Source organism: Stenotrophomonas sp. FW305-3-2-15-E-LB1 (assembly GCF_058787375.1).
In genome coordinates this window covers 1-22,313 of record NZ_JBYSZR010000037.1, presented here as the reverse complement: position 1 = coordinate 22,313, position 22,313 = coordinate 1, and the positions used below count along the sequence as shown (strand labels likewise).

At 67.8% G+C, this 22,313-nt stretch carries 22 protein-coding genes; 15 read left to right on the top strand and 7 right to left on the bottom strand.

Annotated elements, in window-relative coordinates; all coding sequences use genetic code 11:
• Positions 1 to 69 precede the first annotated feature (69 nt).
• The 7 genes from AC3WL7_RS19500 (at position 70) to AC3WL7_RS19470 (ending at position 6,668) form a co-directional block, all read left to right on the top strand.
• The gene (locus AC3WL7_RS19500) at positions 70 to 423 is read left to right on the top strand and encodes a hypothetical protein (protein ID WP_492752580.1); all 354 of its coding nucleotides are present in this window, start codon (positions 70 to 72) and stop codon (positions 421 to 423) included.
• A 57-nt stretch (positions 424 to 480) separates the two neighbouring features.
• A complete protein-coding gene (locus tag AC3WL7_RS19495; protein ID WP_492752579.1) occupies positions 481 to 1,917 on the top strand; it encodes a C40 family peptidase in 1,437 nt (478 codons plus the stop codon).
• Positions 1,914 to 3,008 carry a dipeptide epimerase gene (locus AC3WL7_RS19490; protein WP_108758616.1) on the top strand — a complete coding sequence of 365 codons (1,095 nt, stop codon included), beginning with the start codon at positions 1,914 to 1,916 and terminating at the stop codon, positions 3,006 to 3,008. The genes AC3WL7_RS19495 and AC3WL7_RS19490 overlap by 4 nt, the downstream gene beginning before the upstream one ends.
• Positions 3,009 to 3,324: 316 nt before the next feature.
• Positions 3,325 to 4,173 carry a MurR/RpiR family transcriptional regulator gene (locus tag AC3WL7_RS19485; protein ID WP_492752577.1) on the top strand — a complete coding sequence of 283 codons (849 nt, stop codon included), beginning with the start codon at positions 3,325 to 3,327 and terminating at the stop codon, positions 4,171 to 4,173.
• A 15-nt stretch (positions 4,174 to 4,188) separates the two neighbouring features.
• A complete protein-coding gene (locus tag AC3WL7_RS19480; protein WP_492752574.1) occupies positions 4,189 to 4,950 on the top strand; it encodes a L,D-transpeptidase family protein in 762 nt (253 codons plus the stop codon).
• Positions 4,947 to 6,245, top strand: coding sequence for an APC family permease (locus tag AC3WL7_RS19475; RefSeq protein WP_079220386.1), 1,299 nt, complete (start codon positions 4,947 to 4,949; stop codon positions 6,243 to 6,245). Before AC3WL7_RS19480 ends, AC3WL7_RS19475 begins: the two co-directional genes overlap by 4 nt.
• Positions 6,246 to 6,320: 75 nt before the next feature.
• Positions 6,321 to 6,668 (top strand): hypothetical protein, encoded by a 348-nt coding sequence (locus AC3WL7_RS19470; protein ID WP_079220385.1) that lies wholly within the window; start codon positions 6,321 to 6,323, stop codon positions 6,666 to 6,668.
• 128 nt (positions 6,669 to 6,796) lie between these two features.
• Here AC3WL7_RS19470 and yiaA read toward each other — a convergent pair whose 3' ends face one another.
• Complete coding sequence (yiaA, locus tag AC3WL7_RS19465) at positions 6,797 to 7,249, bottom strand: inner membrane protein YiaA (RefSeq protein WP_492752572.1); 453 nt, start codon at positions 7,247 to 7,249, stop codon at positions 6,797 to 6,799.
• A 165-nt stretch (positions 7,250 to 7,414) separates the two neighbouring features.
• Between yiaA and AC3WL7_RS19460 the strand changes: the two genes are divergently transcribed.
• Entirely contained in the window at positions 7,415 to 8,593 is a 1,179-nt protein-coding gene (locus tag AC3WL7_RS19460; RefSeq protein ID WP_492752571.1) for a PQQ-dependent sugar dehydrogenase, read from the top strand.
• Positions 8,594 to 8,665: 72 nt separating this feature from the next.
• On the opposite strand, the gene AC3WL7_RS19455 is transcribed toward AC3WL7_RS19460, so the two are convergent.
• The 4 genes from AC3WL7_RS19455 to folB form a co-directional block, all read right to left on the bottom strand.
• Positions 8,666 to 9,235 (bottom strand): hypothetical protein, encoded by a 570-nt coding sequence (locus AC3WL7_RS19455; RefSeq protein WP_108745782.1) that lies wholly within the window; start codon positions 9,233 to 9,235, stop codon positions 8,666 to 8,668.
• A 154-nt stretch (positions 9,236 to 9,389) separates the two neighbouring features.
• Positions 9,390 to 11,564, bottom strand: coding sequence for a glycoside hydrolase family 3 N-terminal domain-containing protein (locus AC3WL7_RS19450; RefSeq protein ID WP_492752569.1), 2,175 nt, complete (start codon positions 11,562 to 11,564; stop codon positions 9,390 to 9,392).
• 138 nt (positions 11,565 to 11,702) lie between these two features.
• Entirely contained in the window at positions 11,703 to 12,974 is a 1,272-nt protein-coding gene (locus tag AC3WL7_RS19445) for a mechanosensitive ion channel family protein (protein ID WP_492752568.1), read from the bottom strand.
• Between the two features lie 62 nt (positions 12,975 to 13,036).
• The gene (folB, locus tag AC3WL7_RS19440) at positions 13,037 to 13,390 is read right to left on the bottom strand and encodes a dihydroneopterin aldolase (RefSeq protein WP_025878255.1); all 354 of its coding nucleotides are present in this window, start codon (positions 13,388 to 13,390) and stop codon (positions 13,037 to 13,039) included.
• Positions 13,391 to 14,068: 678 nt separating this feature from the next.
• Here folB and AC3WL7_RS19435 point away from each other — a divergent pair.
• Positions 14,069 to 14,722 carry a hypothetical protein gene (locus tag AC3WL7_RS19435; protein ID WP_492752567.1) on the top strand — a complete coding sequence of 218 codons (654 nt, stop codon included), beginning with the start codon at positions 14,069 to 14,071 and terminating at the stop codon, positions 14,720 to 14,722.
• A 33-nt stretch (positions 14,723 to 14,755) separates the two neighbouring features.
• Here the strand turns inward: AC3WL7_RS19435 and tsaD are convergent, their stop codons facing one another.
• Positions 14,756 to 15,781: a tRNA (adenosine(37)-N6)-threonylcarbamoyltransferase complex transferase subunit TsaD gene (gene tsaD / locus AC3WL7_RS19430; RefSeq protein ID WP_492752566.1), complete on the bottom strand. Its 1,026-nt coding sequence runs from the start codon at positions 15,779 to 15,781 to the stop codon at positions 14,756 to 14,758.
• Between the two features lie 165 nt (positions 15,782 to 15,946).
• Here tsaD and rpsU point away from each other — a divergent pair, with 165 nt between their 5' ends.
• The 6 genes from rpsU to AC3WL7_RS19400 all read left to right on the top strand — a co-directional run bounded on the left by rpsU (position 15,947) and on the right by AC3WL7_RS19400 (position 21,115).
• Entirely contained in the window at positions 15,947 to 16,162 is a 216-nt protein-coding gene (gene rpsU, locus AC3WL7_RS19425) for a 30S ribosomal protein S21 (RefSeq protein ID WP_002808376.1), read from the top strand.
• A gap of 134 nt (positions 16,163 to 16,296) precedes the next feature.
• Positions 16,297 to 16,740: a GatB/YqeY domain-containing protein gene (locus AC3WL7_RS19420; protein ID WP_079225055.1), complete on the top strand. Its 444-nt coding sequence runs from the start codon at positions 16,297 to 16,299 to the stop codon at positions 16,738 to 16,740.
• Between the two features lie 126 nt (positions 16,741 to 16,866).
• Positions 16,867 to 17,787 carry a YihY/virulence factor BrkB family protein gene (locus AC3WL7_RS19415; RefSeq protein WP_108745780.1) on the top strand — a complete coding sequence of 307 codons (921 nt, stop codon included), beginning with the start codon at positions 16,867 to 16,869 and terminating at the stop codon, positions 17,785 to 17,787.
• Positions 17,788 to 17,847: 60 nt separating this feature from the next.
• Positions 17,848 to 19,590, top strand: coding sequence for a DNA primase (gene dnaG, locus AC3WL7_RS19410; RefSeq protein WP_492752564.1), 1,743 nt, complete (start codon positions 17,848 to 17,850; stop codon positions 19,588 to 19,590).
• Positions 19,591 to 19,615: 25 nt separating this feature from the next.
• A complete protein-coding gene (locus tag AC3WL7_RS19405) occupies positions 19,616 to 20,116 on the top strand; it encodes a protein tyrosine phosphatase family protein (RefSeq protein WP_492752562.1) in 501 nt (166 codons plus the stop codon).
• 27 nt (positions 20,117 to 20,143) lie between these two features.
• Positions 20,144 to 21,115 carry a bile acid:sodium symporter family protein gene (locus tag AC3WL7_RS19400; protein WP_492752560.1) on the top strand — a complete coding sequence of 324 codons (972 nt, stop codon included), beginning with the start codon at positions 20,144 to 20,146 and terminating at the stop codon, positions 21,113 to 21,115.
• A 144-nt stretch (positions 21,116 to 21,259) separates the two neighbouring features.
• On the opposite strand, the gene AC3WL7_RS19395 is transcribed toward AC3WL7_RS19400, so the two are convergent.
• Positions 21,260 to 22,069 carry a calcium-binding protein gene (locus tag AC3WL7_RS19395; protein ID WP_492752559.1) on the bottom strand — a complete coding sequence of 270 codons (810 nt, stop codon included), beginning with the start codon at positions 22,067 to 22,069 and terminating at the stop codon, positions 21,260 to 21,262.
• Positions 22,070 to 22,313: the final 244 nt, after the last annotated feature.

Genomic DNA, 22,313 nt, shown 5'->3' with positions numbered 1-22,313 from the left:
TTCTTGCTTTCGCGAATGAAAGGAATAAATATTCCAAAGCAGTCCGCCAACAACCGGAGCCCATGCGGGATGGAACAGACTCACCTGCGTTGCCCCCAGTGCAGCGCGACGTTCGTACCGGATGCCGCAGGCCTTGCGCTGCTGCAGCAGTCCCGCGCCAAAGGCATGCGCCTGGTGATGATCGAATGCACCCGCTGCGGCAGCGATGGCGATTTCGATCCGCAGACCGGTGAGCGCCCGCCGGCCAGTACCGCCGACGCGACACCGCCCATCCCCTGCCCGGAACCCGGCTGCGATGGCCTGGTCAGCCATGTTGAAACCCTGCGCCCGCCGATCTGGGGCTGCGGCCACTGCGGCACGGTCTGGGCCGACCGCGCTGAACTGGATGCGCAGATCGCCCGGCAGGCACCGGCCACGCCGTAGAGGCCGGCGCGGGACGCCCGCCACATGTTCCAATGGATTCGATAGGGAGCGTTGCGCATGAATCGATCGATCGCTGCACCCCGGCACTGGCCGCGCCGCTTCACCCTGGCCCTGTGCCTGCTGGCCGCACCGGCCTTTGCGCAGGCACCCCGCGCACCTGATCCCGGCGCGCCGCTGCCGTATGTGATCGGCCTGCACGAGGCCTACCTGACCCCGCAGTACTGGGCCGCGCGGCTGGACAACGCCGATACCCCGATCCTCGACCGCACGCAGATCAACGCGCAGAACGCGCGCATGCGCACGCAGGACGCGCACATCCAGGACATCGCCGCCCTGCCCGCGCAGCTGACCGCCGCGCAGGTGCGCGCCAGCATCAGCGCGCTGTCGGCCTGGCCGACACGGGCCCTGTATGACGACCAGGGCCAGCCCATCGCGGCAGCGCTGCGCGCGTCGATCGAGGCCAACCTTGGCATGGCGGCCATCGCCGCACGGGTAGCGCCGCAGTACGGGCTGGTGGTGAAGCGCGCCGCATTGCGCACCTTCCCGACCCGCCAGCGCGTCTTCAGTACTGCGGGTGATACCGATATCGACCGCTTCCAGGAATCGGCACTGTTCCCCGGTGACAAGGTGGCCGTGGTCCACCGCAGCGCCGATGGCCGCTGGTTGTTCGTGCACAGCGAACGCTACAGCGCGTGGATCGAAGCCGAGTCGGTAGCCACCGGCGAGAAAGCCAGCGTGCTCGGCTACGGCGCGCAGGGCCCCTACCGCATCGTGACCGGCGCAGTGGCGCATACCGCGTTCACCCCGGAGGAGCCGCGCGTGTCGCGCCTGCAGCTGGACATGGGCGTGCGCCTGCCGGTGCTGGCCGACTGGCCCGCCGCCACCCCGGTCAACGGCCAGCAGGCACATGCTGCCTGGGTGGTGCAGCTGCCGGTGCGCGAGGCCGATGGCCAGCTGAAGCTGGTGCCGGCGCTGCTGCCACGTTCGCAGGACACCGCCGGTGATTACCTGGCGCTGACCCCGCGCCTGCTGCTGCAGCAGGCCTTCAAGTTCCTCGGCGAACGCTACGGCTGGGGCCACGACTACGACACCCGCGACTGCAGCGGGTTCGTGTCCGAGATCTACCGCAGCTTCGGCGTGCTGCTGCCGCGCAATACCAGTGCCCAGGCCGTCAGCCCGGCGCTGGACCGCCTGCCGTTCACCGAAAAGGCCGGCAAGGCCGCGCGCGACCGCGCCGTGAGCGCGCTGCAGGTGGGCGACCTGGTCTACATCCCCGGCCACGTGATGATGGCCATCGGCCACGTCGACGGCCGCACCTGGGTCATCCACGATACGGCGGGCGGCAGCTGGTCCGGTGCCGACGGCACGCGCGTGCAGGCCCACCTCAATGGTGTCTCGGTCACTCCGCTGGAGCCGATGATGGCCAGCGATACTGTCCGCTACATCGACCGCATCACCAACATCCAGCGCCTGCGGGCGAAGACTGCCGAATGAAGATCACCGCCATCGAACTGGGCATGCTGCGCGTGCCGCTGAAGACACCGTTCAAGACCGCCCTGCGCACGGTGGAAACCGTGGAAGACGTGGTGGTGCTGATCCGCACCGACACCGGCAACACCGGCTACGGCGAAGCACCGGCCACCGCGGTCATCACCGGCGATACGCACGGCTCGATCATCGAGGCGATCCGCCACTTCATCGCCCCGCGCCTGGTCGGCCAGGACGTGGTGAACCTCAACCACCTGTGCACGCTGGTGCAGACCGCCATGGAGCGCAACACCAGCGCCAAGGCGGCGGTGGAGATCGCCCTGTACGACCTGTGGGCGCAGCTGCATGGCGCGCCGCTGTACCAGATGCTGGGCGGTGGCGACCCGGTCATCACCACCGACATCACCATCAGCGTGGACTACATCGACAAGATGGTGGCCGATTCGCTGTCGGCCATCGAGCGTGGCTTCGAGTCGCTGAAGATCAAGGTGGGCAAGGACATCGGCCTGGACATCGAGCGGGTCAAGGCCATCCATGCCGCCGTGCAGGGCCGTGCGCTGCTGCGCCTGGACGCCAACCAGGGCTGGACCGCCAAGCAGGCCGTGCATGCCATGCGCACGCTGGAGGAAGCCGGCGTGGTGCTGGAACTGCTGGAGCAGCCGGTAAAGGCCGCCGACATCAGCGGCCTGAAGTACGTGACTGATCGGGTCAACACGCCGGTGATGGCCGACGAAAGCGTGTTCAGCCCGAGCCAGGTGATGGACCTGATCCAGCAGCGCGCGGCCGACATCATCAACATCAAGCTGATGAAGACCGGCGGGCTGTCCAACGCGATCCGCATTGCCGACATCGCCGGCATCTACGGCGTGCCATGCATGATCGGCTGCATGATCGAATCGAGCATCAGCGTGGCGGCCGCGGTACACCTGGCCGTGGCCAAGAGCGATGTGATCACCAAGGTCGACCTCGATGGCCCGTCGCTGGGCCAGTTCGACCCGGTCAGCGGCGGTGTACATTTCAACGAGTCGGAGATCAGCATCAGCGACGTACCCGGGCTGGGCATCACCGAAGTGCGTGGGCTGGAGATGCTGGGTTGATTTCTGCCTTTCGGCTGACGTTGCGTGCCACTGACGTTGGGTCGCGCGTTACTTTTCTTTTCGCGAAAAGAAAAGTAACCAGAAGAAACGCTCCGCCATCCGCGAGCCGACGTGCTGCGCACGCCGGTACCCTGCGCTACAAGGCGGACTCAACGTCCAATGCAACAGCTGCACCCGGTAGATCCACGCCGTGCGTGGATGCACCTGCTTCTGCCCTACCCCGTAACCCCTTCGCGGCTGGTACCCGCGCGACCCACCGCATAATCCGCTCTACGCTGCCAACCGCAACGCAATTGCAGACCCCCGGACGCCCCGCATGCCGCCCCTGCTGAAAATCCGAACCGAGCGCGGGCAGATGTCGGCCATCGAACGCCGCATCGCCGATTTCATCCTCGACAACGCCCACCTGCTGCGCGACTACTCTTCGCAGCAGCTGGCCAGCGCGCTGGGCATCAGCCAGTCCAGCGTGGTCAAGTTCAGCCAGAAGCTGGGCTTCAAGGGCTACCCGGACCTGAAGTATTCCATCGGCCAGGACGTGGCCCGCGCCGGCGCCGACCCGCAGCAGGCCCCCAGCGAGCCGGACAACGGCGATCACTACCTGCGCCTGAGCGATGCCCTGCGCCGCAGCAAGGCCCAGGCCGAGGAAGAAACCCGCCAGGCCAACCCGCGCGAGGAGATCGAGCGCATCGTGCAGCTGCTGGACGGCGCGCCGAAGCTGTTCGTGTACGGGCTGGGCGACGACGGGCTGTTCGCGCGCGAGTTCGCCATGCGGCTGTCGCTGCTCGGCCTGCTGGTGGTACCGCACACCGATCCGGTCCTGCTGCTGGCCAACCTGTCGGCCGCGCGCCCCCGCGATGCCCTGCTGGTGTTCTCCGAGTACGGCAACCTGCCGCAGCTCTCGCAGCTGTCGCGGCAGTTCCAGAACATGGGCGGCAAGGTCGTGTCGATCACCCGCCACACCGCCAACCCGCTGCGCGCGCACGCCGATGCATCGCTGGTGGTGTGTGCCTACGACCGCACGCCGCAGGTGGCGCAGCTGCTGTACCGTAGCGCCATGCATGCCCTGCTCGACTTCCTGTTCGTGCTGCTCTGCCACGCCAATCCAGATCGCCAGCGGCAACTGGCGGTGAACCTGGAACGCATTGACCACCTGCTCGATTCCTGACCGGAGCGCCTGCTGATGAAGCCGCTGTCCCGCCTTGTCACCGCTGCGCTGCTGCTGGCCGCGTCGCTGTCCCTCCACGCTGCGCCGCTGGATGGCGCGCGGCAGTTGATCGTGGTCACCAGCGAGGGCTGGGACAGCACCCAGGGCCAGCTGCAAACGTTCGTGCGCGACGGCAAGGGCTGGCGCGCACAGGGCACGGCCTTCCCGGTGGCGCTGGGCCGCAGCGGCAGCGCGTGGGGCCTGGGCCTGCACCCGGCGCAGGGCGATGGCCCGCAGAAGCAGGAAGGCGATGGCCGCAGCCCGGCCGGGGTGTTCGCCCTGGGCAGCGCGTTCGGCTATGCCGGCACACGCCCGCATACCGCAATGCCCTATCAGCCGATGCTCGACAGCAGCTACTGCATGGACGTGCCGGCCTCGCCGTTCTACAACCGCATCGTCGATGCGGCCAAGGTCGGCCGCGCGGCCGTGCAGGGGTCCACCGAACCGATGCGGCTGGACCTGCACGACAAGGGCGACGTGCGCTACCAGGAAGGCTTCGTGATCGCGCACAACCCGCAGAACCAGCCCGGCAAGGGCAGCTGCATCTTCGCCCACCTGTGGCGCCAGCCCGGTGAGGCCACTGCCGGCTGCACGGCCATGCCGCAGGCACGCATGCAGGCGCTGCTGGACTGGCTGCGGCCGCAGGATACGCCGCGCTTCGTGCTGCTGCCGCGCGCCGAGTACACGCGCCTGCAGGCGCAGTGGCAGCTGCCCGCGCTCGCCGGAGCCAACCAGTGAGCGCGCAGGACGAACCGCAGCTGCAACGTGCGGTCAGCCGCTGGCAGATCGTCGGCCTGTCCATCAACGATGTGGTCGGCAGCGGCATCTACCTGCTGCCCGCCGCCACCGTCGCCCTGCTCGGCCCCTTCAGCCTGTGGGGCGTGGTCGCCGCCGGCATCGTCGTGGCCCTGCTGGTGCTGTGCTACGCGCAGGCCGCCAGCTACTTCGATGAACCGGGCGGCAGCTACCTGTACGCGCGCGAAGCGTTCGGCCGCTTCGCCGGTTTCGAGATCGGCTGGATGATCTGGCTGACCCGCATCAGTTCGGCCGCGGCGCTCAGCAATGCACTGGCCGATGCGGTCGCGCGGTTCTGGCCGTGGGCCGGTGCCGGCATGGGCCGCATCGCGGTGATCGTGGTCTCGCTGGGCTTCCTCACCGGGGTCAACATCATCGGCGTGCGCTCGGCGGCGCGTACCGGCATCGTGCTGGTCATCGGCAAGATGCTGCCGCTGCTGCTGTTCGTGGCCATCGGCGCGTTCTACATCGACCCGAAGCTGGCGTTCTCCGGCCAGCGCCCGGACCCGCACGACCTGCAGCGCATGGGCGAAGCCGCGCTGCTGCTGCTGTACGCCTACGCCGGTTTCGAGAACATCCCGGCCGCCGCCGGTGAATACCGCAACCCGCGCCGCGACATCCCGTTCGCGCTGATCACCATGATCGTCACCGTCACGGTCATCTACGGCGCGGTGCAGCTGGTGGCGCAGGGCACGCTGGCCGGCCTGGCCAGTTCGGCCACGCCCCTGGCCGATGCCGCCGCCGGTTTCGGTGGCGAGGCGCTGGCGCTGATCCTCACCGTCGGCGCGACCATCTCCATCCTCGGCACCAACAGCAACACGATGATGATGGGCCCGCGCTTCCTGTTCGCCCTCGCCCGCGATGGCTACGGCCCGAAGGTGCTGGCGCAGGTGCATCCGCGCTTCCGCACGCCGGCCGCAGCGATCTTCTGCCAGGGGCTGATCGCGCTGGGCCTGGCCCTGACCGGCTCGTTCGTGCAGCTGGCCCTGCTGTCGATGACCACGCGCCTGTTTGCCTACATCGGTACGGCGGCGGCGGTGCTGGTGCTGGCCAAGCGCTATGCCGACCGGCCCGGCGCGTTGAAGCTGCCCGGCGGTCCGCTCATTCCGGTGCTGGCACTGCTGCTGTGCGTGGCGCTGTTTGCCAGTGCCAGCTGGCAGAACATCGCCGCTGCGCTGGTCGCCTTCGCCATCGGTGCGGTGATCTACCTGCTGCCGCGCAAGGCCGACGCGACCTGATCTTCACGCAACCGGCCCGGGCGGTTAACCGCCGCACGGGCACCATCAGGCTTCGTCCACCACGGAGCCCGACCGATGAGCCCCGATTACCAGATTCCCGGCCGCGTGCCGGATGACAGCACCCCGCGCGAAACCATTTCCGACTACTGGCGCGACCGCTACAGCGCCGAGCCCTATTACGACGCCAGCCTGCTGTTCGATGACTACGAGCCCGCCTACCAGGTCGGCCATGCGGCGCGCTTCCACGAGACCCGCGCCGACCAGGTGATCCGCGCCTACGAAGAAGTGGAGCGTGAGCTGGAATCGCGCTGGGCCAGCGATCGTGGCCGCAGCCGCCTGGAGTGGGAACAGGCCCGCGCGGCAGTGCGCCGTGGCTGGGATGAGGCGAACACGGTGGACCCGCGCCTGGGGCGCCTGGGCTGAACCACCGCGCCGTTGTAGAGCCGAGCCCATGCTCGGCTGCGTCTACCTTTGCGGCCTGAGCCGAGCGTGGGCTCGGCTCTACAATTCCAGCAGGAGCCGAGCATGGGCTCGGCTCTACAGACCAGCGGTCAGTCCTGTTCCGGCAGCGGCGGCATGGCCGGCTTGCGCGCCGGTTCACCGCCATTGGCGGCAATCAGGTCGCGGGTGTTCTTCTGCACCGCCACCGCACCAAACAGCGACAGCGCGAACGCCATCCCATAGAAGCCCTTCTCGCTCAGCGCCAGCGTCGCGTTCCACAGGCCGACCAGCAGCAACAGCAGCGAGGCCAGCAGGGCGAACCAGCACAGCGCGTAGTAGAGGCCACTGACCGGAATGTCTTCCACCCGGTCGCGCACGCTCTTCTGCAGCGACACCGCCGCGAACAGGCCGAACAGCAGCAGGGTCAGGTAGTAGCCCTTCTCGTTCAGGGCCATCTCGGCATTGAACAGGCCGATCAGGTAGGCCACCGCGCCCAGCAGCAGGGCCACCCAGGAGGCGGCGATGAACGCGGGCGAAGGCTTGGAGACGACGGTCGGATGCATTGCGGTTCCTTGGCGGGCAACGGGCACGCTTTGCCCGGATGGCCCACCGTAGTCGATCAGCCGCGCGCCGCACAGGGGGCAGCAGGACCTTTGGACCACGCCCCGTGCAACCGCAGTGGTGTACAACGGGGCTTGGCCATCCGCATCCCCACCCTGGAGATACCCATGACCCCTCTTTCACACCGTGCGCCCCTGTTGCTCGCCATGGGCCTGCTGCCCATCCTCGCCACCACCGCCTGCAGTGCCGCCGGTCCAGACACGACAACCGCCGCGCAGGCCGCGCCCGCCGCAGCCAGTGCCGACCAGCGCCCGTTCACCGCCACCGAGGTCAGCCGCTTCGACCAGCCGTGGGCGATGACCTTCCTGCCCGATGGCAGCCTGCTGGTCACCGAAAAGCGCGGCAAGCTGCAGCACCTGGACCTGGCCAGCGGCCAGAAGCATGAGATCACCGGCGTGCCGAAGGTCGCCTACGGCGGCCAGGGCGGCTTCGGCGATGTCATCCTGCACCCCGATTTCGCCCGCAACAACGTGGTGTATGTCAGCTACGCCGAAGAAGGCACGCTCGATACCCGCGGCGCCGCCGTGGCGCGTGCCACCCTGGCGCTGAACGCCGATGGCGGCGGTGCGCTGAAGGATCTGAAGGTGATCTGGCGGCAGACGCCCAAGGTGAGCGGCCAGGGCCATTACGGCCACCGCCTCGCCTTCGGCCCGGACGGCAAGCTGTGGATCAGCTCCAGCGAGCGGCAGAAGTTCGATCCGGCCCAGGACATGAGCGGCAACCTCGGCAAGATCATCCGCCTCAATGACGATGGCAGCGTGCCGGCGGACAATCCGTTCGCCTCGCAGGGCGGCGTCGCCGCCCAGGTCTGGTCGCTGGGCCACCGCAACGTGCTGGGTATCGCCTTCGACGCCAACGGCAAGCTGTGGGCGCAGGAAATGGGCCCGGCCGGCGGCGACGAACTGAACCTGATCCAGCGCGGCGCCAACTATGGCTACCCGATCGTCTCCAACGGCGACCACTACGATGGCCGCCCGATTCCCGACCACGACACCCGTCCGGAATTCGCCGCACCGAAGGTCACCTGGAACCCGGTGATCTCGCCGGCCGGCCTGATGTTCTACAGCGGCACCCTGTTCCCGCAGTGGAAGGGCAGCGCCTTCATCGGCGGCCTGTCGTCCACCTCGCTGGTGCGGGTGACCTTCGATGGCGAGAACGCGCGCGAAGCCGAGCGCTTCAACATGGGCGAGCGCATCCGCGAAGTGGAACAGGGCCCCGATGGCGCGCTGTGGCTGCTGGAAGACGGCAGCAAGGCACGCCTGCTGAAGCTCACCCCGAAGGCCTGACGCCGGTAGTGCCGGCCGCTGGCCGGCATTGCGTTGATGAAACGGCCCCGCATCATGCGGGGCCGTTCGCGTTTACTGGATGGTGCCGACCTTCACCTCGGTGCGGGCGCAGGCCTTGTCCAGGCACTCCCCGGTCAGCCAGACCTGGCCATCGCCGATCATCACGCCCTGCTGGTTGACGAAGACCTTGCTGAACTCCTGCCCGGACATCGCCTTGACCACCGCCGGGGTGATGATCTTTTCGTAGTTGCGCTGGAACTCGCCCGGGCCGGTGATCTTCCTGCCACCGGCGATGTTCAGCGGGAAGCGCACTTCCTCCACCACGGCGGCACGGTCACCGCCGACCACGGCGGTCTTGAATGCGTTGAACACCTTCTCGTACTGCGCGGCATCGCCCAGCACGCTGTCGATGCGCGCGCGCGCATCGCCTTCATCGGCGGCGGCGGGTGCAGGGGTCTCGCTGGCGTGTTCGGCAGCCGCCTGCGGCGCTGCAGCCGGGTCAGGCGTGGTGCTCGCCGCGGCTTCGGCCGGCGTGGAGCCGGTCATCGGCGGCGGTGCATCCGCCGCGGGCTCGGCCGGCGGTGCCGGCTGCGAACAGGCGGCCAGCAGCAGGGCCGGAATCAGGAAGGCGATCTTGCGCATGCGCGGGCTCCATCGAATGAATGCCCCGATGGTAGCGCCGGGCCATGCCCGGCGTGTTTGCCATGGGTGAGGACGCCGGGCATGGCCCGGCGCCTCACTGCCAGTAGATCCACGCCATGCGTGGATGCTCCACCGGTGGTTCCGGCCGGTGCGGTCAGGCCTTCAGCAGCTCGAACTGCACCGCTTCGCCAGCGGCCGACGAGGCGCACACCCACACGTCGAACTGGCCCGGCTCGGCACGCAGCACGCCGTCGCGGCCGGTGAATGCCAGCTGCTCGCGGGTCAGAGTGAAGCTCACATCGGTCGACTCGCCCGGCTGCAGGGCAACCTTGCGGAAGTCCTTCAGCTCGCGCACCGGCCGCACGCGGCTGGCCACGCGATCGTGGATGTACAGCTGCACCACTTCCTCACCGGCCACGGCGCTGGTGTTGGTCAGCGTGGTGGTCACAGTCAGGGTGTCGTCCCAGCCCAGCTGGGCCGCGCTCAGCTGCGGCACGCCGTAGGCGAAGGTCGCATAGCCGATGCCGTGGCCGAACGGGTACAGCGGCTCGTTCGGAATCTCACGCCAGCGCGCCTTGAACTCCGACATGGTCGGCAGTTCCGGGCGGCCGGTACGCGGGTGGTTGTAGAAGTACGGCTGCTGGCCGGACACCTGCGGGAAGCTGACCGGCAGGCGGCCGGACGGGCTGTAATCGCCGAACAGCACATCGGCCACGGCATGGCCGGTCTGCGTGCCCAGGTACCAGGTGACTGCCACGGCGTGGGCATTGCGCACCGCGCCCTGCAGGGCCAGCGCGCGACCGTTGCGCAGCAGCACCACCAGCGGCTTGCCGGTCATCGCCACGGCCTCGGCCAGCGCCTGCTGTGCCGGCGGCAGGGTGATCTCCACGCGCGACTGCGCTTCACCGCTGTAACGCTGCGGTTCGCCCAGTGCCAGCACCACCACGTCGGCGCGCAGTGCAGCGGCCACGGCCGCTTCGGTGCCACCCGGAATCGCCGCTTCCAGCTCGCTGCCCGGCACGACTTCCAGCAGCGCTTCATCGCCGATGGCGGCGCGCACGCCGGTTTCCAGGTCCACGTAGCGCTGCTTGTCGCCGAACAGGGTCCAGCAGCCTTCGATGTTCTCGCGGTCCTGCACGAACGGGCCGATCAGGGCGATCTTCTGCCCGGTCTTCTGCAGCGGCAGCACGTTGTCGCGGTTGTTCAGCAGCACGATCGAGCGGCGCGCGGCATCGCGCGACAGCTCGTCATGGGCGGCGATGTGCGAGGTATCCGCTTCGCGCGCCGGGTCCAGCGAACGGTACGGATCATCGAACAGGCCGATGGTTTCCTTCAGCCACAGGATGCGGCGCACGCCTTCATCCAGCACGGCCATCGGCACGTCGCCGCTCTCGACCAGGCCCGGCAGGTGTTCGGCGTAGAAGCCGCTCTGCATGCTCAGGTCCAGGCCGGCGGTGAAGGCCTTGGCGGTGGCGTCGCGGTCGTCGGCGGCATAGCCGTGCGCGACCAGCTCCATGTCGGCGGTGTAATCGGAAATCACCACGCCCGGGAACTTCCACTCACCGCGCAGGATGTCGGTCAGCAGTTCGGCGTTGGCGCTGGCCGGCACGCCGTTGATGTCGTTGAACGAGGACATCACGGTGATCGCGCCAGCGTCGAACGCGGCCTTGAACGGCGGCAGGTGCACGTCGCGCAGGGTCTGCGGCGAGATGTCCACCATGTTGTATTCCATGCCGGCCATCACTGCGCCGTAGGCGGCGAAGTGCTTGGGCGTGGCCAGCAGCGAATCGGCCGCGCGCAGGTCGCCGCCCTGGAAACCGCGCACGCGGGCAGCGGCAAAGGCGCAGCCCAGCACCACGTCCTCACCGGCACCTTCGGCGCCACGGCCCCAGCGCTGGTCGCGGGCGATGTCCACCGCCGGTGCGTAGGTCCAGTGCAGGCCGGCGGCGGTCGCCTCGACGGCGGTGGCACGGGCGGTGCGCTCGGCCAGGTCCGGCTCGAAGCTGGCCGCTTCGCCCAGCGGGATCGGGAACACGGTACGCATGCCGTGGATGACGTCGGCGGCCAGGATGACCGGGATGCCCAGGCGGCTTTCCTCGGTGGCGACCTGCTGGATGCGGCGGCCCAGCTCGGCGCCCACGCCGTTGAACAGCGAGCCGACCTTGCCTTCGCGCACCTGCTGCAGCACCTGGTCGGCGTTGCGCACGTTGGCTTCCGGGTTCACGTCCGGGGCAAACGGGCGGACCATGTCCGCGAAGACACCCAGCTGGCCGACCTTTTCCTCGACGGTCATCTGGGCAATGAGGGATTCGATGCGATCGGAGGCCACCAGCTGTCCTTATGAAAACGTTTACAAGCCCGGCATTCTAGCGTTCCCGGGCCATTTGGCGAGAGGTTTCGTCATTCAGTTTCGTGCGCCCGCCCACAGTCTGGGCGGCCCATACGGGGGCGGACGCGAGGGTGGAGCTTACTCCGACCCGGCCAGTGAGCGCTGCCCCGCCATCAACATGGCGTCGCTGGAGGCTTGGAACACCCGCAGGCCAAAGGCCGGAAGGATCGCCAGCAGGTGGTCGAAAATGTCCGACTGCACCCCTTCATAGACCGCCCAGGTGGTGCTGCGGGTGAAGCAGTAGACCTCCAGCGGCAGGCCCTCGGTGGTGGGCTGCATCTGCCGCACCAGCAGGGTCATGTCGGTATGGACGCCGGGGTGGCTGCGCAGATAGCGCTCCACGTAGGCGCGGAAGGTGCCCAGGTTGGTCACCCGGCGGCTGTTCACCTCGGCCACGCCCTGCTCGCGCAGGCGCCCGTTCCACTGCTCCAGCTCCTGCGCCTTGTCGCGCAGGTAATCGCCCAGCAGCGCGAACTGGCCCAGGCGCTGCAGCTCGTCCGTGCCCAGGAAGCCGACGCTGTGCTGGTCCAGGTACAGCGCGCGCTTGATCCGGCGGCCGCCGGCCTCCTGCATGCCGCGCCAGTTCTTGAACGACTCGGTCACCAGCTTCTTGGTCGGGATGGTGGTGATGGTCTTGTCGAAGTTCTGCACGGTGATGGTGTGCAGGGCGATGTCGATGACATCACCGTCGGCGTTCTGGCTGGGCATCTCGATCCAGTCGCCCAGGCGCACGCGGCCATCGCCACTGATCTGCACGCTGGCCACCAGCGACAGGATGGTGTCCTGGAAGATCAGCATCAGCACCGCGGTGGCGGCGCCCAGGCCGGTTACCAGCGGGCCGATCTTCACCCCCAGCAGGGTGGCGACGATGGACAGGCCGGCGGCCACGAACACCACGATCTTGACCACCTGCAGGTAGCCCTTGATCGGCTTGTTGCGCGCATCGGGCTTGCGCTCGTACAGGCTGTTGGCCGCATCCAGCGCGTGCGAGAACGCCAGCGACACGGTCAGCACCGCCCACACGATGCACAGCTTGATGATGACGTTGACCAGGCCGGGCGGCAGGTCGGGGATGAGGACGATGCCCGAGGCGATCACCTGGCTGGGCACGACGTTGGAGAGCCGCGCGATCACCCGCATCAGGTGGCTGCCGCGCCCGGATTCCGCGCCGGGCAGGCGCTGCAGCAAGCGCCGCAGGCCGCGCACCAGGATGCGCTTGGTCACCCAGTTGGCCAGGCCGGCGGCGACCAGCAGCGCCGTGATCATCAACGCCAGGTAGGCGCCGGGATAGGGTTCCAGTGTCATCTGCAGCTGTTCCAGCCACTGTACCGCCACCACCGCATCCACCATCGGTTGTCTCCTTGTTTGTTTTTTTGAGGTTGAGGTTGCCGGCCAGCGGCCGGCACGACCGGTCAGTCGCGCGAGCGCTCAATGATCACGCCCACCGCGCGCGCGCCGCGCACCGCACCGGGCTTACTCAGCTTCAGGCGCAGCCACTTCACGTCGAACTCGTCCAGCACGATCTGCGCGCAGCGCTCGGCCAGGGTCTCGACCAGGCCGAATTCCGATTCGCGCACGAACTGCTCCAGGCGCTTGCTCACCGCCTTGTAGTTCAGGGTGTGGGCGATGTCATCGGACGCGGCCGGACGGCGGTTGTCGAAGCCCATTTCCAGGTCGAACACCAGGTCCTGCCGGATCCGCCGTTCCCAGTCGTAGATGCCGATCAGGGCGTCGATCGTCAGCCCTTCGATGAAAACCTTGTCCATTGCGGTTACCAGCCGGAAAACAGGCGGCCATGGTAACGGCACGGCGGTGAGCCTGCCCGGAACGGGCGGCGGCGTGGCTGGGATGTGGCAGGGGCGAGAAAGACAAAGGGCCCTGCTAGCGGGGCCCTTTGGTACCTCTCAACGTCCTCGGGGGGAGCTGGTAACCAGCCGCGAGTCCCGAAGCACACGCTGGCGAAGATATCCCATCGCTCCTGCTCGCTGCGAGAGGCGATTGCGGCAATTGCTGATGACGGAAAAAACAAAGGGCCCCGCTAGCAGGGCCCTCTGGTACTACCGTTTGTCCCCGGGGGGAGCTGTTGAACAGCCGCGAGTCCCGGTGGCGCAGTATTTGGAACTGAAGCAGGTCAGGCCAGCTGATCAAGAGGCGATTACGACTACGCCCGAGCCTCAAAAGACAAAGGGCCCTGCTAGCGGGGCCCTTTGGTACCTCTCAACGTCCCCAGGGGAAGCTGGAATCCAGCCGCGAGTCCCGGAGCACACGCCGCAAGGTTAGGAGCGCCTCCCAGACCCGTCAATTGGCAAATGCGTCACGGCAGACGACCGGGTGGAAAACCGAGCCGATCCACGAAAAAAGACTGACATTCATGATGCCGTTTTCTGATGTTCCTGCCTCGATCCCAAGGTCAAGCTGAAACCACGTTCCCTGGGAGTGAGTTGATGAAGGAAAGCAGGATCCTGCAGGCAGCGCTATCACGACAAAGATGGTCGACCTACGAGCGCATCGCTGCTCGTTGCGTAGCCGATCCGGCCACGCTCTATGCCTGGAACATGCAGATGTGTGCTGCTCTCCTGCCACCGTTGCACATCTGCGAGGTCGTGATCCGCAATGCAGCCGCTACGGCTCTGGTGCATCGTTATGGTCGATGCTGGCCCTGGCATCCAGCGCTGCTGCGCAGCCTTCCTGCCGAAGGCGCGCTTGCCTCGCTATGCGATGTCCGCGGCAGCGCCGGAGCTCCGACGGACGTACCGGAGGTCATCGCCAAACTGCGATTCGGCTTCTGGCAACAGTTGTTCGCTCGACGGTTCGAGCATTCGATCTGGGCCGGGACCATGAGCCTGGCGCTGCCACACGCACCCTCGGCGCCGCTGTCCGTCCTGCGTCGGTCCATCCATGCCGACCTCGACCGCATCCGCCACCTGCGCAACCGCATCGCCCACCACGAACCCATCCTCGAGCGCGACATCGGTGCCGATCTGGCCGCGATCGGGCGGCTGATCCATGCGCGCTGCCCGCATACCCTGGGGTGGCTGCAGCGCCATGAACGGGCGACGACGGTGCTGGCGGCATCGCCGTTGGCGGGGCGCCCGTGATGCGTCCGCCGGGCGCGGCCCGGCGCTACCGGTTCAGACCGCCGGCAGGGTCGCCATGTCCCAGCGCGGGGTGACTTCCACCTTCGGCGGGTTGTACTGGCCGGCCTGCAGGCGCAACGCGCCAGCGAAGGCGATCATGGCGCCGTTGTCGGTGCACAGCGCCGGGCGCGGGAAGCAGGCTCGGCCGCCCAGGCGTTCGGCCATCTGCTGCAGGCGTGCGCGCAGGCGCTTGTTCGCGCCGACGCCGCCCGCCACCACGATCACGTTGGTGCCCGCCGCTTCCAGCGCGCGCTCGCACTTGATGGACAGGGTCTCCACCACCGCATCCTCAAAGCCACGGGCGATGTCGGCGCGGGTCTGTTCGCTCTGGTCGCTGTCGCGCCAGGCCATCAGGACCTGGGTCTTCAGGCCGGAGAAGCTGAAATCCAGCCCAGGGCGGTCGGTCATCGGCCGCGCGAAGCGGTAGGCGCCCGGCGTGCCCTGCTCGGCCAGCCTGGCCAGCTGCGGGCCGCCCGGGTAAGGCAGGCCCATCAGCTTGGCGGTCTTGTCGAAGGCCTCGCCGGCCGCATCGTCCAGGGTTTCGCCCAGCAGGCGGTACTGGCCGATGGCATCCACCGCCACCAGCTGGGTGTGGCCGCCCGATACCAGCAGGGCCACGAACGGGGCTTCCGGCGGATCGTCTTCCATCAGCGGCGCCAGCAGGTGGCCTTCCATATGGTGTACGCCCACTGCCGGTACCTCCAGCGCCCAGGCCAGCGAACGGGCCACGCCCGCGCCGACCAGCAGGGCGCCGACCAGGCCGGGGCCAGCCGTATAAGCCACGCCGTCGATGTCGCCCACGCCCAGGCCCGCCTCGGCCAGGGTCTGGCGCACCAGCGGCAGCAGCTTGCGGACGTGGTCGCGGCTGGCCAGCTCGGGCACCACACCGCCGTACTCGGCGTGCAGCGCGATCTGGCTATAGACCGCATGGGCGCGCAGGGCCGCGCTGCCGGCCAGGTCGGTGTCATACACCGCCACGCCGGTCTCATCACAGGAAGATTCGATGCCAAGGACTCGCATGCCTGCTATTATGACGCCCCTGCCGCCCCCTCGGGGGACGTGCAGATCTCACTGCTTTCGAACCCCGGCCCGCATTCAGGGTTGGACGCTTGCAGTTTGTTGATTCGCCGCTATAATGTGCGGCTCGCCGGGCGTGACCCGGTTCTACTGTGTCCCGGAGATTCCATGCCCAGCGTCAAAGTCCGCGAGAACGAGCCCTTCGAGTTTGCTCTTCGCCGCTTCAAGCGCACTTGCGAAAAGGCCGGTGTGCTGGCCGAAACCCGCAAGCGCGAGTTCTACGAAAAGCCGACCCAGGAGCGCAAGCGCAAGGCCGCCGCTGCTGTGAAGCGTCAGCTGCGCCGCTCGTCGCGCGACGTCACCAAGCGTCAGCGCCTGTACTGATCGGACGCATCTTCATTGCGACGGGCTTGCCTGTCGCAGTGGAGCCGAAGCCGGCACGCGCAAGCGTCGCCGGCTTTTTGCGTTTCCGGGTTCGGGCATCCGCCCCCTGCCCCACCACCACCACGAGGTTCCTCATGAGCATGAAGCAGCAGCTCACCGACGACATGAAGGCCGCCATGAAGGCGGGCGAGAAGCACAAGCTGGGCGTGATCCGCCTGATCAACGCCGCCATCAAGCAGAAGGAAGTGGACGAGCGTGTCGAGCTGGATGACACCGCCGTCATCGCCGTGCTGGACAAGATGGTCAAGCAGCGCAAGGACTCGGTCACCCAGTTCGTGGCTGCCAGCCGTGAAGACCTGGCCGAGATCGAGCGCGCCGAGATCGTGGTGATCGAAGCCTACCTGCCGGCCAAGATGGGCGAGGCCGAGATCGTGGCCGCCATCCAGGCCGCCATTGCCGAGACCGGTGCCACCGGCGCGGCCGACATGGGCAAGCTGATGGGCGCACTGAAGCCCAAGCTGGCCGGCCAGGCCGACATGGGCCTGGTGTCCAAGCTGGTCAAGCAGCAGCTGTCGTAATCCAGCGTTTCATCCGGTAGCGCCGGGCCATGCCCGGCGTTTCCCAAGGTCGCCGGGCATGGCCCGGCGCTACCTGTGTCTGTCTGCTTCACCACGCCTTCGACCCCCGGCTGTTACAACAGCCGCATGGTTGAACCCGCGTCCCCTGTCCCCGTGAATCTACGCAAATACGTCCAGCGCCTGCAGGACAGCTTTCCCATGGCCGTCGGCAAGCGCTTCGTCGAGATCGACGTGCTCACCCAGGCCGCCTCGGTCTCCTTCTACGCCCTGCTCTCGATGGCACCCCTGCTGGTGCTGCTGCTGTGGCTGACCGCCTCGCTGTATCCCCCCGCGCAGCAGGCCCTGGTCGAACAGATCAGCGCCGCCGCCGGCAGCAGTGCGGCCACCGTGGCCGAAACCGTATTGAAGAACGCCGATAACCAGCCCGACGTCGGCTCGCTGGCCGGGCTGTGGAGCACCCTGCTGCTGTTCATCGGCGCCACCGCCGTCTTCGCCCAGCTGCAGAACGCACTGAACCTGATCTTCCGCACCAGCGGCGAGCGGCTCGAAGGCATCAAGGCCTGGCTGCGCAAGCGCGTGTTCTCCTTCGGCGTGGTGCTGGCACTGGGCTTCCTGCTGATCCTGTCGATGACCGCCACCACCATGCTGCAGGTGGCCTTCGCCCAGTTGCCGTCGATCCTGCCGGCCATCGGCTATCTCACCAGCCTGCTGCTGTATGCGGTCGGCTTCGCTTTCATGTACCACTACCTGCCGGACCGACGCGTGGCCTGGCGCCAGGCCTTCATCGGCGGCGTCATCACCTCGGCGCTGTTCGCGCTGGGCCGCTATGGCATCGGCGTCTACATCGCTACCGTCGCCCCCGGCAGCGCATACGGCTCGATGGGCGCGCTGGTCATCTCGCTGGTCTGGATCTACTACGCCACCGTGGTGTTCTTCGTCGGCGCACTGATGACCGCGGTGATCGACGAGCGCCTGCGCGCACGTACCCACCTGGCCGCTGCCGGCATCGATCCGGCCAACGCCGGCCCACTGCCCGGCAGGGAGTAAACTACGCGGATTGATCGTCCGCCTCGCGTGGCCCCTGGCCGCGCCCCTGCCCTGTTGCCCATGGCCCGTATCCCCGACGCATTCATCGACGACCTGCTGGCCCGCTCCGACATCGTCGAGGTGGTGGGCAGCCGCGTGCCGTTGAAGCGCCAGGGCAAGGAATACGCGGCGCGCTGCCCGTTCCATGACGAGCGCTCGGCCTCGTTCACCGTCTCGCCCACCAAGCAGTTCTATCACTGCTTCGGCTGCGGCGCGCACGGCACCGCCATCAGTTTCCTGATGAACTACGACCGCCTCGAATTCCTCGATGCGGTGGATGAACTGGCCAAGCGCGCCGGCATGGAAGTGCCGCGCAGCGAGAACCCGCGCAACGCCCAGCAGCAGGACGACAGCCGCGAGCTGTACTCCGCGCTGGATGCGGCCACGAAGTTCTTCCAGAAGAACCTCGAAGGCAGCGAAAAGGCCCGTACCTACCTGGACGGCCGCGGGGTGGACGAGGAAAACCGCGCGCGCTTCCAGATCGGCTACGCGCCGGACGGTTACAGCGGTCTGCGCGATGCGCTGGGCAAGGACGAGCGGCGGATGAAGCTGCTCGACCGCGCCGGCCTGTTTTCCAAGAACGACCGCGGCCATGTCTACGACAAGTTCCGCGACCGGGTGATGTTCCCGATCTTCGACCGCCGTGGCCGTGTCATCGCCTTCGGCGGCCGCGTGTTCGAGAAGGACGACGGCCCCAAGTACCTCAACTCGCCGGAAACCGCGCTGTTCCACAAGGGCCGCGAGCTGTACGGCCTGTGGCAGGTGCGCCAGGCCAACCAGAAGATCGAGCGGTTGATCGTGGTCGAGGGCTACATGGACGTGGTCTCGCTGTTCCAGTTCGGGGTCACCCAGGCGGTGGCAACGCTGGGCACGGCCACCACGCCGGACCATGCCGAGCTGCTGTTCCGCAACGCACCGGACGTGTTCTTCTGCTTCGACGGCGACGCCGCCGGCCGCCGTGCCGGCTGGAAGGCGCTGGAATCGGTGCTGCCGCGCATGAAGGATGGCCGCCAGGCGTTCTTCCTGTTCCTGCCCGATGGCGAAGACCCCGACACCATCGTGCGCAAGGAAGGCGCCGAGGTCTTCAACGAGCGCCTGAAGCAGGCCACGCCGCTGTCGCAGTTCTTCTTCGACGAACTGACCCGCGAGATCAACCTGGGCACGCTGGACGGCAAGGCGCGCCTGGCCGAGCGGGCCAAGCCGATGCTGGCGCAGATTCCTGATGGCGCCTTCGGCGACCTGATGAAGCAGCAGCTGGCGCAGCTGACCGGCCTGGGCGGTGGCAACGCCGCCGCCGCGCGCGCACCGATGCCACAGCGCGCGCCGACGCGACAGATCCAGCCCATCGCCAAGCGCAGCCTCGTGCGCGGCGCGATCGCCGTGCTGCTGCAGCAGCCGTCGCTGGCGATGAGCCTGGGCGGCAAGCACCACTTCCAGGGCCTGCGCCTGCCCGGCGTGGAGCTGCTGCTGGAACTGCTGGGCCTGGTCGAACAGCGCCCGGACATCAGCACCGGCGCCCTGCTGGAGCATTTCGACGGCCGCGAAGAACAGGCCTCGCTGCACACGCTGGCCGCGCAGACCATGCCCGGCGACGAGGCGATGTGGACCCAGGAACTGCATGACGCGGTGGCCCAGCTGGAGAAACAACTGCTGGTGCAACGCCTGGACGAGCTGTTGGCAAAGCAGCGCCAGCAGGGCCTGGACGATACTGACAAGTACGAACTGCGCGAACTGCTGAAGGCCCGCGCCACCCTGCGCCTGTAGCGGCAGCCCCACACACGGAGAGAGCATGCTGCTGCGCCTGACCTGCCTGCTGTTGCTGTCACTCTGCACGACCCTGCCCGCCTGGGCCGGGGACACGCCGCTCAATGAAGTCCGCCCCGGCCTGTATGCCGGCGGCCAGCCCAGTGCCGCGCAGCTGCAGGCGCTGGCCGCGCAGGGCGTGCGCACCGTCATCGACCTGCGCCAACCCGGCGAGGACCGTGGTTTCGACGGAACCGCCCAGGCCGAAGCGCTGGGCCTGCGCTACGTGCGCATCCCGGTGGCCGGCGCCGAGGCCCTGGATGCGGCCAACGTGCGCGCGGTGCACCAGGCACTGCAGCAGAGCCAGGGCCCGGTGCTGCTGCACTGCGCGTCGGGCAACCGTGCCGGCGCCGTGCTCGGCCTGGTCAACGCCCGCTACGAGCACGCCAGCCCCGAGCAGGCCCTGCAGCTGGGCCAGCGCGCTGGCCTGACCTCACTGGAAGCGGCCACCCGGCAACGCCTGGCCGCACCCGTTTCCCATCCCTGACCCCCTGTAACAAGGAGCCTGCCCACCATGACCCGCTGGTGGTCGCGCCTGCGACCGGACAATTTCACTCTCGCCCTGCTGTGCACCGTCGGCCTGGCCTCGCTGCTGCCAATGAAGGGCGCCGCCGCCATCGTGCTGGACGATGTCACCACCGTCGCCATCGCCGCGCTGTTCTTCCTGCATGGCGCGCGCCTGCCGCGCGAGTCGATCATCGGCGGCATGCTGCACTGGCGGCTGCACCTGACCATCCTGGCGTGCACCTTCATCCTGTTCCCGCTGCTGGGCCTGCTGTTCAAGCCGCTGTCGGGCTGGATGCTGACGCCTGAGCTGTACCTGGGCGTGCTGTTCCTGTGCACTCTGCCCTCCACCGTGCAGTCGTCCATCGCCTTCACCTCGATGGCGCGCGGCAACGTGCCGGCGGCGGTGTGCAGCGCCTCGCTGTCGAGCATCCTCGGCGTGTTCCTCACGCCCCTGCTGCTGACCGCACTGGCCGGTACCTCCGGCGGCGTGCACGACCCGCTGCATGCCATCGGCGGCATCATGCTGCAGCTGCTGGTGCCGTTCGTGGCCGGCCACCTGCTGCGGCCGTGGATTGCCGGCTGGGTGGAAAAGCAGCGTGCACTGCTGCGCTATACCGACCAGGCCACCATCCTGCTGGTGGTGTACTCGGCCTTTGGTGAAGCCGTGACCGAGGGGCTGTGGAGCAAGACGCCGCTGCTGTCCCTGTTCGCCGTGGCCGTGGTGGCCGCCGTGCTGCTGGGCATCGCGATGCCGCTCATCACCTTCCTGGCCCGCCGGCTGCACTTCAACCGCGAGGACGAGATCGCCATCGTGTTCTGCGGCTCGAAGAAGAGCCTGGCCACCGGCGTGCCGATCGCCAAGGTGCTGTTCGCCGGTGGCAGCCTGGGCGCCATCGTGCTGCCGGTGATGATCTACCACCAGATCCAGCTGATCGTCTGCGGCGTGATCGCGCAGCGGTATGCGAAGCGCGCGCCCTGATTGGGCGCGCGGGTTGTTGTAGGGAACCCTATCCACGCGTGGCGTGGATCGACTGACACCATCCACGCGTGGCGTGGATCTACTGACCGCGGATGGCGTTACCCCGCAGTAGATCCACGCCATGCGTGGATGGGTTGCCTGGCGTTACGGGTCCACGAGCGTGCCGACGCTCAGTTCCGGCATCCAGACCCACAGGTCGTATTGGCGTCCTGCATGGGTATCGACCCGTGGGCCGCTCGCCACCTGTTCGGGAAGTGACCGCGCCACGCAAGTGTCCGCGCATGCCCACGCCTGGCCACGCAACGCGCCCAATCGCACACTGTAGACATCCAGATCGCGCAGCAGCGATGCCATCGGCTGTGTCTGCATTTCCGGCGGCGCACCTGCCGGCCGCTGCAGCATGGCGTGCGCATTGCCGGTCAGCACGACCATGCGTGCACCATCCGGCAGGCGCCGGTACAACCGCCGCAGCTCGGCCGCCATGCGGTCATCGCGTGTCTGGTTGTTGCCATCACTGCTGTTGACGTCATAGCCGACCACGTCAATCACGCGGCCCTGTGCTTTCAGCGCGCGCAGGTTCTCAATCAACGCCAGCATGTCGCGGCTGCGACGGCCATCGTGCTGGTCATCGGGCACGGTCCAGAACGCGCGGCCGTGCAGGCGCTGGCGTGCCGCGGCCCCGCCATCGGAAGCCAGGTAATCGCGCAGCGTGGGGTTTTCGGCACGCTTCAGTTCCAGCGCCAAGAATACCGGCGTGCCATCGCGGCTGTAATCGTCCACCAGCTGCCGCACCAGCAGTGGCGTCTCGCGTGTGCCGTGGAATTCACCCAGCACCAGCATGCGGTGGTCGGCGGTGTGCTGGCGGATCTGCGAGGCAGTGTCATCGGCATGCGCGGTCACGGCCATGCCCAGCGCCAGCATCAGAGCGGTGGTCCAACGGAAGATCGAATGCATCCCTGCTGCTTCCTTTCCCTGGGGTCAGGAACAGCAATGGCGGCGCCACGAGCGCGGTTCAAGGTGATCCACGCCATGCGTGGATGTTCCGACCCTCAGCCGAGCATGGGCTTGTATGTTCCCCCCGGCTCCTACGAGGTATGTAGGAGCCAGGGTGGAGGGACCGTCAAGCATGGATCTGCGGATAGCCGCCGACAGACGAGCCGAGCGATCCCCATCCCGCACACGAACGTCGATAAAGGAT

Excerpts from the sequence above, each read along its gene's own strand:
- AC3WL7_RS19500 (WP_492752580.1), top strand. The coding sequence starts at position 70 with ATGGAACAGACTCACCTGCGTTGCCCCCAGTGCAGCGCGACGTTCGTA.
- AC3WL7_RS19495 (WP_492752579.1), top strand. The coding sequence starts at position 481 with ATGAATCGATCGATCGCTGCACCCCGGCACTGGCCGCGCCGCTTCACC.
- AC3WL7_RS19490 (WP_108758616.1), top strand. The coding sequence starts at position 1,914 with ATGAAGATCACCGCCATCGAACTGGGCATGCTGCGCGTGCCGCTGAAG.
- AC3WL7_RS19485 (WP_492752577.1), top strand. The coding sequence starts at position 3,325 with ATGCCGCCCCTGCTGAAAATCCGAACCGAGCGCGGGCAGATGTCGGCC.
- AC3WL7_RS19480 (WP_492752574.1), top strand. The coding sequence starts at position 4,189 with ATGAAGCCGCTGTCCCGCCTTGTCACCGCTGCGCTGCTGCTGGCCGCG.
- AC3WL7_RS19470 (WP_079220385.1), top strand. The coding sequence starts at position 6,321 with ATGAGCCCCGATTACCAGATTCCCGGCCGCGTGCCGGATGACAGCACC.
- yiaA (WP_492752572.1), bottom strand. The coding sequence starts at position 7,249 with ATGCATCCGACCGTCGTCTCCAAGCCTTCGCCCGCGTTCATCGCCGCC.
- AC3WL7_RS19460 (WP_492752571.1), top strand. The coding sequence starts at position 7,415 with ATGACCCCTCTTTCACACCGTGCGCCCCTGTTGCTCGCCATGGGCCTG.
- AC3WL7_RS19455 (WP_108745782.1), bottom strand. The coding sequence starts at position 9,235 with ATGCGCAAGATCGCCTTCCTGATTCCGGCCCTGCTGCTGGCCGCCTGT.
- AC3WL7_RS19445 (WP_492752568.1), bottom strand. The coding sequence starts at position 12,974 with ATGGTGGATGCGGTGGTGGCGGTACAGTGGCTGGAACAGCTGCAGATG.
- folB (WP_025878255.1), bottom strand. The coding sequence starts at position 13,390 with ATGGACAAGGTTTTCATCGAAGGGCTGACGATCGACGCCCTGATCGGC.
- AC3WL7_RS19435 (WP_492752567.1), top strand. The coding sequence starts at position 14,069 with ATGAAGGAAAGCAGGATCCTGCAGGCAGCGCTATCACGACAAAGATGG.
- tsaD (WP_492752566.1), bottom strand. The coding sequence starts at position 15,781 with ATGCGAGTCCTTGGCATCGAATCTTCCTGTGATGAGACCGGCGTGGCG.
- rpsU (WP_002808376.1), top strand. The coding sequence starts at position 15,947 with ATGCCCAGCGTCAAAGTCCGCGAGAACGAGCCCTTCGAGTTTGCTCTT.
- AC3WL7_RS19420 (WP_079225055.1), top strand. The coding sequence starts at position 16,297 with ATGAGCATGAAGCAGCAGCTCACCGACGACATGAAGGCCGCCATGAAG.
- AC3WL7_RS19415 (WP_108745780.1), top strand. The coding sequence starts at position 16,867 with ATGGTTGAACCCGCGTCCCCTGTCCCCGTGAATCTACGCAAATACGTC.
- dnaG (WP_492752564.1), top strand. The coding sequence starts at position 17,848 with ATGGCCCGTATCCCCGACGCATTCATCGACGACCTGCTGGCCCGCTCC.
- AC3WL7_RS19405 (WP_492752562.1), top strand. The coding sequence starts at position 19,616 with ATGCTGCTGCGCCTGACCTGCCTGCTGTTGCTGTCACTCTGCACGACC.
- AC3WL7_RS19400 (WP_492752560.1), top strand. The coding sequence starts at position 20,144 with ATGACCCGCTGGTGGTCGCGCCTGCGACCGGACAATTTCACTCTCGCC.
- AC3WL7_RS19395 (WP_492752559.1), bottom strand. The coding sequence starts at position 22,069 with ATGCATTCGATCTTCCGTTGGACCACCGCTCTGATGCTGGCGCTGGGC.